This window comes from Sphingomonas flavida (assembly GCF_036663655.1).
Lineage (GTDB): Bacteria > Pseudomonadota > Alphaproteobacteria > Sphingomonadales > Sphingomonadaceae > Sphingomonas.
The window spans coordinates 21647-37860 of sequence record NZ_JAXOJH010000015.1 but is presented as its reverse complement, the minus strand read 5'-3'; the positions used below and the strand labels follow the sequence as shown (position 1 = coordinate 37860).

Here is a 16214-nt window from a genome sequence, read left to right as displayed (position 1 = left end):
CCATGGCACTTCGGTTAGACAATCAGGGCTTTTCCGACGCCCTTGTGATCCTCGGGTCGGCGGGGATCGTCATTCCGGCCTTTGCGCGCTTCCGCGTCAGCCCGGTGATCGGGTTCATCCTGGTCGGCCTTCTGGTCGGGCCTGCGGGGCTGGGATCGCTCGTGCCCCATGCGCCCTGGCTCTATTACCTGACCATCTCCAACCCGGAATCGATCGAACCCTTTGCAGAGTTCGGTATCATATTATTGCTGTTTTCCATCGGCTTGGAGCTATCTTTTCGCAGGCTTTGGGCGATGCGCAGGCTGGTCTTCGGCACCGGCGCGGCGGAATTGATCGGCTCGGCGGTATTGATCGGCACCGCGCTTCACCTGTTGGGGCAAGGCTGGGCAGGCGCGATCGGACTGGGCCTTGCATTGACCCTGTCCTCGACCGCGCTGGTGCTGCCGCTCGTCGGCACGACCAGTCCGGTCGGACGCGGGGCGTTCGCGATGCTGTTGTTCGAGGACCTCGCGCTGGTCCCGATCATCTTCGCACTGGGCGCCATGGCACCGACCGCCAGCGACGAGGGCTGGGTCGGCATAGCGGGCGTGGCCCTGCGCGGCGGCCTGACCGTGGTCGTCATGTATCTGGGCGGCAAGTTCGTCCTGCCCCGCCTGTTCGCCCAGGCCGCCCGCACCAAGAGCCCCGAGCTGTTCCTTGCCGCCTCGCTGCTGGTGGTCATCGTCGCCAGCGTCGCGACCACCGCCGCCGGGCTGTCGCCGATCGTCGGCGCGCTGCTGGCCGGGCTGCTGATCGCTGAAACCGAATATCATTCGGAAGTCGAGGTGATGACCGCACCCTTCAAGGGCCTCGCGCTCGGCGTGTTCCTGATCACCGTGGGCATGAGCCTGGACCTGCGGCTGATCGCCAAGAACTGGGACATGCTGCTGCTGGCGGTGGTCGGCGTGGTCGCGGTGAAGGCGATCGTCACCTATCTGCTGCTGCGCGTCGCCCATGCCCGCCGCGGGGTAGCGGCGGAAACCGGACTGTTGATGGGCAGTCCGTCTGAAACGACGCTGATCGTCCTCGGAACGGCGGCGCAGGCGCAACTGATCCTGCCCTCGACCGCCAGCTTCTGGCAGACGGTGACGGCGATCGGCCTGACCATCACGCCGCTGCTCGCCAAGGCTGGCCGGGTCATGTCGCGCCGGATCGAGGCGAAGTCCGGCGACCTGCCGCCCGAGCCCGAGACGGATGGCGACACCGGGCGCACCGTGGTGATCGGCTTTGGCCGCGTCGGCAAAATGATCGCCGACATGCTGACCATCCATGGCCAGCGCTATGTCGCGGTGGAGGCCGATATCGATTCGGTCAGCGAGGCGCGGCGGGCGGGCTATCCGGTCCTGTTCGGTGACGTCTCGCGGGCTGAACTGGTCGACCGGCTGAACCTGCCCGCAGCACGCGCGCTGATCCTGACGATGGATGATCCAGTGCTGACCGTAAGACTGGCGCGCCGCATCCGCGACGCAGCGCCGGACCTGCCGATCATCGCGCGTGCCCGCGACATGGCCCATGCGACGGAACTGTACCGGGCTGGCGTCAGCGAGGCGGTGCCCGAGACGCTGGAGAGTTCGCTACAGCTGTCGGAGGCGGTGCTGGTCGATCTGGGCGTCGCGATGGGGCCGGTGATCGCGTCGATCCACGAGAAGCGCGATGAACTGCGCCAAGTCATTCGGCGCGAGGCAAAATTGCAGCGCGAGCCCAGGATACGACGGCTCAAGCGGTTGGGGGAATAGGGGTAGCCTCTTTTCCTCCCCATCTTGCGATGGGGAGGAACTGGGGGTCAGCCCAAGCGACCGAATGCGGCGTGAAGGCGCGCCGCTTCGGCCATCTTGTCGGCATGGTCGGCGCGGGCCTTTTCCACCGCTTCCGGCTTGGCGCGTTCGACGAAGCTGGCATTGCCCAGCCGCCCGCCCAGCGCGTCGCGCTCCTTCTCGACCGCCGCAATCGCCTTGGTCAGGCGCTGACGTTCGGCGTCGAGGTCGATCACGCCTTCCAGCGGCAGGACGAAGGTCGCTTCGTCTACCACCACCTGCGCGGCACCGCCCGAGGCTTCACCGACGGCGGCCTCTACCCGAGCGAGACGCGCCAGTGCCGAGGCCTGACGCACCAGCCGTTCCTGGGTGTCGGCATGGGCTTCGCGCACGTGCATCGGCAGTCGCGCGCCCGGCGGCACGTTGAGCTCGGTGCGCGCGGCGCGGATTTCGCTGACCAGACGGATCAGCCAGTCGATCTCGCGCTCCGCCTCCGGGTCGAGCGCACGGGCGTCGGCCATCGGCCAGTGCGCCACGATCAGGTCATGATCGCGCGCACCCATCGCGTGCCACAGTTCCTCGGTGATGAAGGGCATGAACGGGTGGAGCAGGACCAGGATCTGGTCGAGCACCCAGCCCGCGACCGCGCGCGTCTCTTCGCCACCCGCTTCGCCGCCCTGGAGGACCGGCTTGATCAGTTCGAGATACCAGTCGCAGAAACGGCTCCAGACGAACTGGTAGATCGCGTTCGCCGCGCCATCGAAACGGTAATCGGCCAGCGCCAGGTCGACCGCCTGCACCGTCTTCACCGTCTCGGCGATGATCCACTTGTTGACCGCGAGGGTTGCGTTCGGGGCTTCCAGCGTCGCGGATGCGCCGATGCCGTTCGCCTGGGCGAAGCGCGCTGCGTTCCAGAGCTTGGTCGCGAAATTGCGATAGCCCTCGACACGGCGTTCATCCATCTTGATGTCGCGGCCTTGGCTCTCCATCGCGGCCATGAAGAAGCGCAGCGCGTCGGCGCCATACTGGTCGATCAGACCCAGCGGATCGACCGTATTGCCCTTCGACTTCGACATTTTCGAGCCATCGGCGGCGCGGACAAGACCGTGGAGATACAATGTCTTGAAGGGCACATCTTCCATGAAATGCATGCCCTGCATCATCATCCGCGCATCCCAGAAGAACAGGATGTCGAAGCCGGAAATGAGCACGTCATTGGGGTAGCGCCCGGCCAGCGTCTTGTCGCCATTGTCGGGCCAGCCGAGCGTCGCGAACGGCCAGAGTGCGGAGGAGAACCAAGTGTCGAGCACGTCCGGGTCGCGGGTCAGGGTGACGCCCTCGCCCGCTTGCGCCTGTGCTTCCTCCTCGCTTTCGGCGACGAACACGCGACCATCCTCGGCGAACCACGCCGGGATCTGGTGGCCCCACCAGAGCTGGCGGCTGACGCACCAGGGCTGGATGTTTTCCATCCAGTTGAAGAAGGTCTTCTCCCATGCCTGCGGCACGATCTTGATGTCGCCCGAGCGCACTGCCTGAATCGCAGGCTGGGCCAGCGTCTTGGCGTCGACATACCATTGGTCGGTCAGCCAGGGCTCGATCACCACGCCGGAGCGATCGCCGAACGGCGTCTGGATCGTGCGCGGCTCGGCGTCGTGTTCTTCGCCGTCCTTGTCGACGTGCGGGATCAGCACGCCATCGTCCTTCAGCCGCGCGACCACCGCCTTGCGCGCGTCGGCGCTCGACAGGCCCAGGAAGGCGTCGGGGATCAGCCCGTCGGCGGTCTGAACGATGCACGCCTTGGCATCGAGCATGTTGAGCATGTCACGCGCTTCGATCCCGGCGCGGCGGCCGACCTCGAAATCGTTGAAGTCGTGGCCGGGCGTGATCTTGACCGCGCCCGAACCCAGTTCAGGGTCGGCATGTTCGTCGGCGACGATCGGGATCAGGCGGCCGGTAATGGGCAGCCGCACCTGCTTGCCGATCAGCGCGGTATAGCGCGCGTCGTCCGGATGGACCGCAACCGCCATGTCGGCGAGCATCGTCTCGGGCCGGGTCGTCGCGACCTCGATAAAGCCCGATCCGTCTGCCAGCGGATAGCGCAGGCGCCAGAAGCTGCCCTTCACTTCACGCGTCTCGACCTCGAGGTCGCTGATCGCGGTGCCCAGCCCGGCATCCCAGTTGACCAGGCGCTTGTCGCGGTAGAGCAGGCCTTGGGCGTACAGGTCGACAAAGACCTTCAGCACCGCCTTGCTGAAACCCTCGTCCATGGTGAACCGCTCGTTCGCCCAGTCCATCGAGCAGCCCAGGCGGCGCAGCTGGCCGGTGATCTGGCCGCCGCTTTCCGCCTTCCACGTCCAGACCTTTTCCAGGAACTGGTCGCGGGTGAAGTCGGTGCGCTTCTGCCCCTTCGCGTTCATCTGGCGCTCGACGACCATCTGGGTCGCGATGCCTGCATGGTCGGTGCCGACGACCCACAGCGCATCCTTGCCCTTCAGGCGGGCATGGCGGACCAGGATGTCCTGCAACGTGTTGTCCAGCGCATGGCCGATATGCAGGTTGCCGGTGACGTTGGGCGGCGGGTTGACGATCGTCCAGGGTTCGGCATTCGGGCGGTCGGGGCGGAACAGGCCCTTTCCCTCCCAATGGCCATACCAGCGGGCTTCGATTGCGGCGGGGTCGAACGTCTTGGGCAGCTCAGTCATGCCGCTGCCTTAATCACCCGCGTCGCCGGACGCCAGATGCTATCAGGTGCGGGCCCCGGGCCGATCGAGCACCGCGCGAATACGTTCGTTCAGATCGGCGCGGCGATAGGGCTTGCGGATCAACTCGTACGAGCGTGCGCCCTCGTCGATCGCCTCGTCGGCAAAGCCGGTGGTCAGCAACACCGACAGATTCGGATAGTCGCGCCGCACGACCTGCGCCAGGGCGACGCCGTTCATGCCGCCGGGCATCAGGATATCGGTGAAGAGCAGCGCGAAATCGCTGTCCTTGGCCAGACGGTCGAGCGCCTCGCGCGCGCTGCGCGTCAGGACGACATCATAGCCCAGATCCTCGAGCATCGATTTGCCCAGATCGCCGACATCTTCCTGATCCTCGACCATCAGTACCCGCTCGACCCCGCCGCTGCGTGCAGGGAGAACCGGGGCACTGCGGCGCTCGGTAACGCCTGCGGCGCGGGGGAAGTACAACGCGATGGCCGCGCCGTCGACGTCCTGCTCGACCGCCGCCAAGCCGCCCGACTGGCGCATGAAGCCATAGACCATGGCGAGGCCCAAGCCCGCCCCCTTCCCCATTTCCTTCGTCGTGAAAAAGGGGTCGAAGACCTTGTCGGCAATTTGCGGATGGATGCCGGGGCCGTTGTCAGCCACGCGCACGACGACATATTCACCGGGCTCCAGACTGGCGGGCCCCTCGGCACTGTCGGCGTTGTGGATTATGTTGCGGGTGGACAATGTGATCTCACCCTGCCGCCCGTCTCGCGCCAGCGCCTCGCGCGCATTGGTGACGATGTTGAGCAATGCCATCTCGGCCTGGACTGGGTCGATCCGGCAGTTCCAGAGATTTTCCTCCAGCCGCTGGCGAAGCGCGATACCGTCGCCCGCCGTACGGTTCAGGATCGGGCGGAAATCCTCGATCAGCTGGTTGAAGTTGAGCAACCGGTCGCGCAGTTCCTGCTTGCGCGCAAAGGCGAGCAACTGCTGGGTCAGCGTGGCACCGCGGGCCGCCGCCGCGCCGATCGCCTCGACCGCGCGGCGTCCGCTTCGGTCGGCCTGGTCGACCCGCGCCTCCAGGATATCAGCATAGCCGATGATGACCTGGAGCAGATTGTTGAAATCATGGGCGATGCCGCCGGTCAGCTTGCCGACCGCCTCCATCTTCTGCGCCTCGTGCAGCGCATCCTCGGCCTCGCGGCGGCGCGAAATGTCGAGCTGGCTGCTGAAGAAATAGACGAGCTCGCCCACATCGTCATAGACCGGCGAGACGAACAGGGCGTTCCAGAAGGTCGAGCCGTTCTTGCGATAGTTGAGCAGTTCGACCGCGATCTCGTCGCGCCGCGCGATCGCCGCCCGCACCTGCGCCACCACGTCGCGATCGGTTTCGGGGCCCTGGAGAAAACGGCAATTGGTGCCGAGGATCTCCTCCTCGGAATAGCCGGTCATGAAGCTGAAGGCTTCGTTGCAGAAGACGATCGGGTTGTCGGGCTGCCGGGGATCGGTCACGATCATCGGCATCCGCGTCGTCTTTACGGCCGCGAAAAATATGTCCGACTGACCCGAATGCGGCTGGCGCGCATCGGCGATCGGGGGCGACGACACGTGCGAACGCGTCGATTTCGGCAGATCGGGCGTCTCGGGTGTCGGGTTCATGGTCAACGAACCCGGACGCGTGCCGCCGGTTCCGCTCGCATCGCGATGCGGGTGGAAAAGCCGGCGGACAGATTAGCGACCTTCGCGGGTGATCCGGGCGATCTCACGCGCGACCATCGCCTCGACCATCTCGGGCAGATGGGTGTCGAGCCAGTCGCGCAGCATGGGGCGGAGCATGTCGCGCACCAGCCCTTCGAGAGTGCCGTCGCTGGTGGGTTCGGGCTTGACCATCATACGGCTGAGCGCCTCCAGGGAACCACGGCTGGCCTCGGCCGCACGCGGGGACACGATCGCCTCCTCGGCCTCGTCGTCATCGCCCATGGCGGCATGGTCGAACGACGGAGCGGGCGGCGCGGCGGGGGCCGGTGCGGGAGTGGGCGCGGGCCGGGCGACATGCGCCACCGGCTCGGGTGCCGGCGCAGGCACGGGATCGACCACGGCGCGCATCGCCGATTCGGCGGCACGCGCGGCAGCAGCCTCGACCTTCATGCGCAGCGGCATCGGATCGCTGAGTTCCAGCACCTCGGCCGAATCGTCGTCCATCACGGGCGACGGCACCGGACGCGGCTGGCGACGCTGCCGCGCGGGCACCTCGCCCTCTTCGGCAATGATCCTTTTGATCGAGGAGAGAATCTCCTCCATCGACGGCTCGGCGCTGATTTCACCCATGACCGCAATCCCCATTGAAGCCCCCCAAGGCCCCCGTCGGCCTTATTGCCGACTTGGTGCCGTTGCACCTGTGGTTAATGCGGGGCTCCTGTCAACAGGAGCGTTCACATCGGCGTCGAGCGGACGGGTGATCGCCGCCGTCTGCGCCGGGGTTCCGGCGGTGGTGCTGGCGACCGGCGCGGGCTCTCCGTCGCCGCCCCAATCGCTGATCCTGTTGCGAACGCGCTTGTAGTTGGCGACCGGATCATAGAGCGAACCGCCGTCCAGGCCCAGGTCGCGCGCCTCGGCATTGCCCATCGCCGCGATCAGCGCGAAACCCGCGACATATGCGTCGCGCCTCGCGGTCACCAGCGTCACCTGGCTGTTCAGCAATTCCTGCTCGGCGTTCAGGATGTCGAGCACGGTGCGGGTGCCGACGCTGTTCTCGGCCCGCACGCCCTCCAGCGACAGCGAGTTGGCGCGCACCGCCGATTCGGCCGACAGGATCACCTCCTGCGAGGATTGCCACACCGCATAGGCGGAGCGGACCTGCGCCACCACCTGTCGCTCGGTCGCGGTGGCGTTCTCGAGCGCCTGGCCACGCAAGGCCTCCGCCTGACGCACCTGCGCCGCCGGACGACCGCCCTGGAACAGCGGCATCGACACCTGCACGCCGACCGTCGCGTTGACACCCGATGCGGGCACGTTGGGGACGTTCAGCGACCCCAGATAATTGAAATAGTTGCCGCTCGACACCGCCGCCAGGCGGGGCAGCCGGTTGGCGCGCGCGACGTTGATGTCATAGCGGGTCGCGTCCGCCGAGCGGCGCGCGGCGATCAGCTGCGGATTCTGGTCCAGCGCGACGCCGACCGCCGCATTGGGCGAGGCGGGCAGCGTCGGCAGCGCGGGCGGCTGCTCCAGGCCCACAGGCGCAATGCCGACGATGTTGATGTAGTTCTCGCGGCTGGAGATCAGATTGGCCTGCGCCGACTGAAGCTGCGCGCGCGCCTGGGCCAGACGCGCCTCGGACTGGGCGACGTCGGTCCGGGTCAGGTCGCCGACCTGGAACCGATCGCGCGAGGCGCGCAGGTTCGTGTCCAGCACGTTGACGTTGCGCGTGTTGAGATTGACGATCGCCTCGTCACGGATGACGTTCATATAGGCGGCGACGACGTTGGTGAAGAGATTGGCCTCCACCCCGCGAAGCTGCGCGCGGCCCGCATCGACCCGCGTCTCGGCGGCGCGCACCGCATTCTTGACTGCCCCGCCCTGATAGAGCGGCACCGACAACTGCACCTGGCCCGTGCCGACGCGTTCCGGGTTGAGGAAGTTGTTGTTCGCCACGACGATATTGTCGATGATCTGGCCGGTGGACTGCAACGACGGCAGCCCGTTGGAACGCGCGATCGGGACATTCTCGTCGGTCGCGCGCTGGGCGGCGCGCTGACCGGTGATCGTCGGGTTGGACTGGTACGCCCGCACCATGGCTTCTCGCAGCGTCTCGGCCGAAGCCGTGCCGGCGAGCAGAAGGGCCGCGCCGATCGCGACGCCGGAAGTCAGGCCAGAAGTCAGGTGCAGGCGCATGGTCCCTCAGAATTGAAAGGCGCGAGGACGGGCAAAGCCCGGCAGGATGGCGCATTCAGCATCGGCAAAGGCGCGCACGCCGTGGCCGCCCTCGGTCCGGCGACCGCTCGCCAGACGGGTGACGCCGTTCTCGACCAGACCAGTCACGATGCGGCCACCGACCTTGACCTGCTCGACCAGGGCGGCGGGCAGTTCCTCGACCGCGCCGTCGATGATCAGCACGTCATAGGGCGCACCGGCGGGATGCCCCGCGTTCAGCGGTGCCTCGACCACTTCGATCTTGCCCTCGCCCGACAGCGCGGTGCGGGCGGCGGCGGCGAATTCGGCCTGCTCCTCGACCGCGACGACGTTGGCGACGATGTCGACCAGCAGCGCGGCGGTGTAGCCGGTGGCCGCACCGATCAGCAGGACACGGTCACCCGCCTCCAGATAGGCCTCGGTTAGCAGGCGGCCGGTCGCCATCGGCAGGTTGATCGCACGGCCATGGCCCAGGTCCAGCGTGCCGTCCCGGTACGCCACGGCGCGCAGTGCCTCGGGCGTGAAGACTTCGCGCGGCACCCGCGCCATCGCGGCGACGACGCGCTGGTCGTTGACCGCAGTCGTACGCAGCTGGCTGACCACCATGGCGTGGCGCATTGCGTCGAAATTCGAGGAGTCATTGCTGGTCGTCATCATGGCCCATCCCTGTCGCACAACCGTTTTAGTTGCGCAATACACTAAATTGGTTCCCGCCGCTTCTATCGCGGCCAGCCCCCAACGCCAAGCGGAGTGGACGACAGGTAACGCCAACGAGCACTGGACCACCAAGTGAGCGCGGTTATCCTGCGGAGCACGCACGAAGGGGCACCGATGGGAACATGATCAGACCATCAGCCATGCCGGCCGCATCGATGCGACTTATGCCGGGACGGAGGCGCAATATGTCGAGCGTCGATAGGAGTATATCGTCAGCCGCCGATTGCTTTTGCCGAACGTCATCCGCCGAAATGCTGGGCGGCAAGCCTGACGCAAAAATTCCGGGTACTTTTTCAAACCGACTGCGCACTCCCTGTTGACACCACGATGAAAACCGCAGAAATGCCCGCCTCCCACACATCGAGGCGCGATGGCGGAGTGGTGACGCAGAGGACTGCAAATCCTTGCACCCGGGTTCGATTCCCGGTCGCGCCTCCAGATTTTCTGGATATATTAGGGCCATAGGCCACCTCACGCCAGCCGGGACCGGCTGCTGCAATGTGCCAGCTCGTGATTCGCGTGCCCCTCCCCGTCGTCAGCGACCGACACGAAAAGCGGTGGACCATGCCGTTGCTCCATGCCTAAGTCCGCCTATCCATGGGCGTGAAGGGATCGGGAATGCGGGTTCTGGCGATGATGACGGCGTTGGCGATGGCTGGCACGGCGATGCAGCCCGTGCTGGCGCAAGGCACCTTGTCCGCGCCCCGCACGACGGCACGCGCGCCCCGCGACGCGACACCCTCGGCGGTCGAATACGACATCGCTTTCCCCCGCGCAGAGCATCACGAGGCACAGGTCAGCGTGACCTATCGCGACCTGCCCGCCGGTCCGGTCCGTTTCCAGATGGCACGCTCGTCGCCCGGCCGTTATGCGCTGCACGAGTTCGCCAAGAACGTTTATTCGGTCTCCGCCGTTGACGGTGCCGGCCGTCCGCTGGCGGTCCAGCGCACCGACCCCTATGGCTGGACGGTGCCCGCGCATCAGGGCATCGTGACCGTCCGCTACACCTTGTTCGGCGATCGGGGTGACGGCACCTATGCGCAGATCGACCCCACCCATGCGCGGCTGAACATCCCGGCGACCTTCCTCTGGGCCGTGGGCCAGGATGCCCGGCCGGTGCGGGTGCGGTTCCACCCCGCGCCGGGCTGGAAGATCGCGACCCAGCTTGCGCCGACCGCGGAGGCGGACGTCTTCACCGCGCGCGACCTGCAATATTTCATGGACAGCCCGGTCGAGCTGTCCGCCTGGGACGCGCGCAGCTGGACGGTGACCAGCGGGCCGAAGTCCTACGGCATCCGTCTGACCGTCCATCATGACGGCAGCGCCGCCGATCTCGATCGCTTCGCCGCGATGGCGCAGAAGGTGGTGGCGCAGCAGATCGCCATCTTCGGCGAGACGCCCGCCTATGACCACGGCACCTACACCTTCCTGGCCGATTACATGCCGCAGATCAGCGGCGACGGCATGGAGCATCGCAACTCCACCGTCATCAGTCAGGCACGCTCGTTGGCCGCTGCGAATTTCTCGCAGATCCAGACGCTGAGCCACGAATTCTTCCACAGCTGGAATGTCGAGCGCATCCGGCCTGCCGAGCTGGAGCCGTTCGACTTCACCCGCGCCAACGCTACGCCCTCGCTCTGGCTGGCGGAGGGGTTCACCCAATATTATGGGCCGCTGGCGGTCGTTCGTGCGGGCGAGATGCCGCTCGACGACTATGTCGCGCAGCTGTCGGGGACGCTGAACGGCCTGATCAACACCCCGGCCCGCCATTATGGCGGACCGCAGGAGATGAGCCTGCGCGCGCCCTTCGTCGATGCGGCGCAGTCGATCGACCCGACCAACCCCAACATCTTCACTTCCTATTACCCGTACGGCGCGGTCATCGCACTCGCGCTCGACCTGGAATTGCGCCAGCGCTTCCCGCAGCTTTCGCTCGACGATTATATGCGCCAGCTGTGGCGCAATCATGGGCGGGCCGAGCGGCCCTATCGCCCCGACGACCTGCGCACCGCCCTGGCACAGGTGACCAAGGACCAGGGATTTGCCGACCGGTTCTTCGCACGCAGCGTCACCGCCAGCGGCCTGCCCGACTTCGCACCGCTGCTCGCGCAGGCCGGGCTGACCCTGCGCGCTGCCCACCCCGGTGCCGCGTGGGCGGGGGCCGCACCGGTCGCGGGCGATACCGGCCTGACGCTGGCCCGGCCGACGACGCCGGGATCGCCGCTTTATGAGGCGGGGCTCGACAAGGGGGACCAGATCGTCAGCGTCGACGGGCGCAGCCCGACCACGCCCGAGGCCTGGGCCGCGCTGCTTGCAAGCCATGCACCGGGCGACCGCCTGCCCATCGTCTATCGACAGCGCGGGGGCGAGCGCCGGGCTGTACTGACCCTCATCCCCGATCCGACGATGGAAATCGTGACGAACGAGCGTCTGGGCCAGCCACTGACCCCCGATCAGACCCGGTTTCGCCAAGCATGGCTGGGCGCCAAGCCGGTGCCCGCCCCCTCGCCCATCGTCACCGGCCTGCGGTGACGATGGCGACCGAAAGGTGCGCAATGGGAACATTGCGTCATACTGATCGGTTTGCCACCTTCATGATCTCGGGGGACATCATGGATCGTGGCTCTTGCAGCGGCGATGACGCCATGCGAATGCGCGTCGAGGAGCCAGCTTTTTCGTGAACCACAATGAAATTCCGGGCCATCTGGCCACCTATCTGGACCAGTCCCCGATCGCATTGGCACTGGCCGATGCACGGGGTGACAATCCCCTGATCTTCATCAATCATGGTTTCCGTCAGCTTACCGGTTACACTAGAGAAGATATGGTCGGGCATAACTGTCGGATGCTGCAACGCGACGCCGACAATGTCGAAGCGCGCGATCGCATTCGGGAATTCCTGGCCAACGACCGGCAGCTCAACGTGCGCACCATGCTCATCAACTTCCGGAAGGACGGCTCGCCCTTCGTCAACCTGCTGTACATGTCGAAACTGCGTATGCTGGGCGGCGACATGCCCTATATCTTCGCATCACAGTTCGACGTCAGCCGGTCGCAGCCCGAGCGGTTGACCGCGTATGACGCCGAGCTCGGCCGCACGCTGGGCAAGCTGACCCCGATCCTGGCCGAAAGCGGCATGGTGCTCGAGGGATCGCTGACCGCCATCGCCAACACCGCCGCCACCATCGCCCAGGCCAAGCTGACCCTGTCGGACCTCGACAGAGCGGCCTTTCCGTGAGCGCCGAAACGAACCTGCCCCAGGCCGATACGATAGTGGATGGCGACGGCGCATCGGTGCCCGTCGTCGGCATCGGCGCATCGGCCGGTGGGCTGGAAGCGTTGCGCGAAATGCTGACGCCCGCGCGCGCGCCGACCGGCATGGCCTTCGTGGTGGTCCAGCATCTGGACCCCAATCACGAATCGATGCTCGCCCAGTTGCTCGACCGCCATACCAATTTGGAGGTCCGCCAGTGCGAGGGGTCGGAGCGGATCGAGGCCGACCGCGTCTATATCATTCCTCCCGGCCGGGGCCTGGCCATTCGCGGCGGCGTGCTGGAGCTGACCGACTTTATCCAGCCGCGCGGCCTGCGCCGTCCGATCGACGATTTCTTCCTGTCGCTGGCCAGCGACCAGCAGGCGAACGCCGCCTGCGTCATCCTGTCGGGCACTGGGGCGGACGGCACGACGGGCCTGCGCGCGATCAAGGAAAATGGCGGCGTCGGCGTCGTCCAGAAGCCCGAGACGGCGCGCTATGACGGCATGCCGTTGTCGGCGGTCGGCACGGGCCTTGTCGATTTCGTCAAGCCGCCCAGCGAGATTCTCGACTGTCTCCACACCTTCTTCTCGCGCCGCGCGGGTGATCCGAAGGAGCAGGAGGCGGAGGTCGTCGCCGATCATATCGACGACCTTTGCCGTGTCCTGCGCAACGCGGTCGGCCATGACTTTTCGGGCTATAAGCGCACCACGCTGGTCCGCCGGGTCGAACGGCGGATGCATGTGCTGGGCATCGACACCGGCGCAGCCTATCTGGCCCGGATCAAGAGCGACGCCGACGAATGCGAGGCGCTGTTCCGCGACCTGCTGATCAACGTCACGCGCTTCTTCCGCGACACCGAACTGTTCGAGACGCTTCGGACCAAGGCGATCCTGCCACTGACCCGTGCCCGCGACCCGGACGAGGATATCCGTATCTGGATCCCCGGCTGCTCCAGCGGCGAGGAAGCGTACAGCATCGCCATGCTGTTTGCGGAGGCGGCGCGCGAAAGCGGCCAGCCGCTGGCGGTGCAGATCTTCGCGACCGATATCGACGAACAGATGCTGCAAATCGCGCGCGACGGCAGCTATCCGGCCTCGGCACTGGCCGACATTCCGCCGGCGCTGCGCGAACGCTATACGATACCACATGCCGAGCGGTTCACCATCTCGGCCCAGATCCGCGACATGATCCGCTTTTCCAACCACAGCCTGGTCAAGGATCCGCCCTTTTCGCGGATCGACCTGGTGTCGTGCCGCAACCTGCTGATCTATTTTGACGACCGGTTGCAGCAGTCGGTCCTGCCGCTGCTCCACTATGCGCTGCGCCCCGGCGGCTATCTGTTCCTGGGCCCGTCGGAAAGCGTCGGGCGGTTCGATCATCTCTTTCCCGCGATCGACGGCCATGCCCGCCTGTTCGAGCGGACGCCGGGATCGCCCTCCTACCCCATCGACCTGCCCGGTCGCGCGAGCCCGACGCTGCGCCGACGCGGTGAGCGGGGCGAGCGTGACGGCGCGGTCCCCGCCGGCGACGAGGGTCCGGCGATGCGCCGGATCGTCGATCGCTATGCCCCGCCCAGCATGGTGGTGGACCAGGACGGCGGCATCCTGGCCGCGTTCGGCAAGCTGAGCCGGTACTTCAACTTCCCCGTGACCCGTGCCGGCGGGTCGAGCGCGGTCACGCTGGCCCGGCCCGGCCTGCGCGAGGTGTTTGGCCCGATGCTTCGCCAGGCCCGCGACGCGCGCAAGAGGATCGCGGCGCGCGACGTATCGGTGACCACCGAATTCGGCATCCAGAAGGTCGAGGTCGTGTGCGACCCGATGGCCGATGGCTCGCTGCTGTTCCTGTTCCGCGACAGTGCGCCGTTCAGCCCGGTCGAGGCGAGCGACCTGGCCGACCTGGAGCCGGGCGAAGATCATATCGAGGCGCTGGAGGACGAACTCCGCCTGACCCGCCACCGGCTGCGCTCGACCGTCGAGGAGCTGGAGACGGCGAACGAGGAGCTGAAAAGCTCCAACGAAGAAATGATGTCGATGAACGAGGAGCTTCAATCGACGAACGAGGAACTGTCGACGGTCAACGACGAGCTGAAGACCAAGGTCGACCAGCTGACCATCGCCAATGCGGACCTGCGCAATTTCTTCGAATCGACCGATCTTGCCGTCGTCGTGCTCGACCGCAATCTGCGCATCCGCAGCTATACCGAGGCGGCACGGTCGATCTTCCCGCTGCAGCCCAGCGACAGGGGGCGATTGCTGGCCGACGTGTCGACCCGGCTGTCCAATACCGATTATCTGGGCGGTGCGGCCGATGTCGCGGCGGGCGGCCCCGCCACGCAGCAGCGGGTGATGACGCGCGACGGCGAACGCACCTTGTCGCTGCGCATCCTGCCCTATCGCACCCAGGGTGACGGCATCGACGGCGCGACGCTGGTCCTGACCGATATCACCGATGCGCTCAGCCTGGAGCGCGAACTGGCCGCCGAACGCGAACGCCTGGACCTGGCGATCAAGGCAGGCGGCATCGGCGTCTGGGAATATCGCGCGGGCACCGGCGAGATCATCCTCGACGAAACCGGTCGCCAGCTGTTCGGCTTTGCCGATCAGGAGGATGCGGGGCGCGTTGCCCAGGTGTTCGACCGCATCGTGCCGGAGGATCGGCCGGGCGTCGAACTGGCGCTGGCCGAGGCCATGGCGGGCCGGGGCGATTTCGAGATGACCTTCCGCCTGGACCTGGGCGGCAAGGAACGCTGGATCAAGGGATCCGGCCGGGTCGTCACCACGACCGCGCCGCATCGCATGGTCGGCGTGTCGATCGACGTCACCGCAGAATATGCCATCGCCGAGACGCGCGAACTGATGCTGCGCGAGATGAACCACCGGGTGAAGAACCTGTTCGCGATCATCTCCGGCATCGTCTCGGCAGCCGCGCGTTCGCATGACGACGTGACCGTGATGGCCGACGACGTGCGCGAGCGGATCGCGACGCTGGGCCGCGCGCACTCGCTGGCCTCGCCCGCGGGCGAGCAGCAGGCGATCGAGCTGGGCTCGCTCGTCCAGGCCACGATCGCCCCGTATCAGGGACAGTCGGCGATCGCGATGGACGGTCCCTCGCTGCTGGTCGACCGACGGTGCCTGTCGCCGCTTGCGCTGATCCTGCACGAATGGGCGACGAACTCGGTCAAATATGGCGCGCTGGCGCAGCCGTCCGGTACGCTGTCGGTGAACTGGACGCTGGCCGGGGGCAAGGTGCGGCTCGACTGGGTCGAAAGCGGCGGGACTTTACCGGATACGGATGCGGGCCAGGGCTTCGGCACGCTGCTCGTCCAGACATCATCACGCCAACTGGGTGCGGAACTGGAGCGGAAATGCGTCGAAGGGCGTTTCCTGCTCAGCCTATCTTTGCCGGAGAGCATTTTGTCCCATGACTAAGACGATTCTGCTGGTCGAGGACGAATTCTTCGTCGCATTGGATTTGCAGTCGATCATCGAGGATGGCGGCTATCAGGTCGATGGCCCCTATGTCAGCGTCGAGGAGGTGCTGGCGCATCTCGACAGCGCCAAGCCCGAACTGGCCTGCGCGATCCTGGACGTGCGCCTGCGCGACGGAGAGGTGTTCCCCGCAGCGGAGCGTCTGCGCGAGGCGGGCGTCCCGCTGATCTTCCATTCGGGCCATGCCGACGAACAGGCGCTGCAATCGCGCTATCCGGGGGCCGCGGTATGCGGCAAGCCGTGCTCGCCCTCGCTGCTTCGCCGTACCTTGTCGATGGCGGTTTCGGGTCCGGCGGAAGGGGACCGGGCGGCAGGGTAAGTAGGGCGGTCGGGTCGGGTTCGG

At 66.5% G+C, this 16214-nt stretch carries 10 protein-coding genes and 1 tRNA gene; 6 read left to right on the top strand and 5 right to left on the bottom strand.

The annotated features are described in order from the left end of the window. Window positions 1-2: 2 nt before the first annotated feature. A complete protein-coding gene (locus U1703_RS15215) occupies window positions 3-1775 on the top strand; it encodes a cation:proton antiporter domain-containing protein (RefSeq protein ID WP_332786365.1) in 1773 nt (590 codons plus the stop codon). A 47-nt stretch (window positions 1776-1822) separates the two neighbouring features. Here U1703_RS15215 and U1703_RS15210 read toward each other — a convergent pair whose 3' ends face one another. From U1703_RS15210 to U1703_RS15190, 5 genes are all read right to left on the bottom strand, one after another. Next, the gene (locus U1703_RS15210; RefSeq protein ID WP_332786364.1) at window positions 1823-4495 is read right to left on the bottom strand and encodes a valine--tRNA ligase; all 2673 of its coding nucleotides are present in this window, start codon (window positions 4493-4495) and stop codon (window positions 1823-1825) included. 42 nt (window positions 4496-4537) lie between these two features. Next, the gene (locus U1703_RS15205; protein WP_332786363.1) at window positions 4538-6160 is read right to left on the bottom strand and encodes a histidine kinase famiy protein; all 1623 of its coding nucleotides are present in this window, start codon (window positions 6158-6160) and stop codon (window positions 4538-4540) included. Between the two features lie 72 nt (window positions 6161-6232). After that, window positions 6233-6829, bottom strand: a complete 597-nt coding sequence (locus U1703_RS15200; protein ID WP_320450708.1) for a DUF2497 domain-containing protein — start codon at window positions 6827-6829, stop codon at window positions 6233-6235. A gap of 42 nt (window positions 6830-6871) precedes the next feature. Further along, complete coding sequence (locus U1703_RS15195) at window positions 6872-8392, bottom strand: TolC family outer membrane protein (RefSeq protein WP_320450707.1); 1521 nt, start codon at window positions 8390-8392, stop codon at window positions 6872-6874. Between the two features lie 6 nt (window positions 8393-8398). Beyond that, window positions 8399-9067, bottom strand: coding sequence for a protein-L-isoaspartate O-methyltransferase family protein (locus U1703_RS15190; protein WP_332786362.1), 669 nt, complete (start codon window positions 9065-9067; stop codon window positions 8399-8401). A 424-nt stretch (window positions 9068-9491) separates the two neighbouring features. On the opposite strand from U1703_RS15190, the gene U1703_RS15185 reads away from it, so the two are divergent. The 5 genes from U1703_RS15185 (at window position 9492) to U1703_RS15165 (ending at window position 16190) form a co-directional block, all read left to right on the top strand. Beyond that, window positions 9492-9565, top strand: a tRNA-Cys gene (locus tag U1703_RS15185). A gap of 180 nt (window positions 9566-9745) precedes the next feature. Next, on the top strand, window positions 9746-11659 hold the full coding sequence (locus U1703_RS15180; protein WP_332786361.1) for a M61 family metallopeptidase: 1914 nt from the start codon (window positions 9746-9748) through the stop codon (window positions 11657-11659). A 145-nt stretch (window positions 11660-11804) separates the two neighbouring features. After that, window positions 11805-12365, top strand: coding sequence for a PAS domain-containing protein (locus U1703_RS15175; protein WP_332786360.1), 561 nt, complete (start codon window positions 11805-11807; stop codon window positions 12363-12365). 110 nt (window positions 12366-12475) lie between these two features. Beyond that, window positions 12476-15811, top strand: a complete 3336-nt coding sequence (locus U1703_RS15170) for a CheR family methyltransferase (protein ID WP_443025820.1) — start codon at window positions 12476-12478, stop codon at window positions 15809-15811. Next, on the top strand, window positions 15804-16190 hold the full coding sequence (locus U1703_RS15165) for a response regulator (RefSeq protein ID WP_320450702.1): 387 nt from the start codon (window positions 15804-15806) through the stop codon (window positions 16188-16190). Before U1703_RS15170 ends, U1703_RS15165 begins: the two co-directional genes overlap by 8 nt. Window positions 16191-16214: the final 24 nt, after the last annotated feature.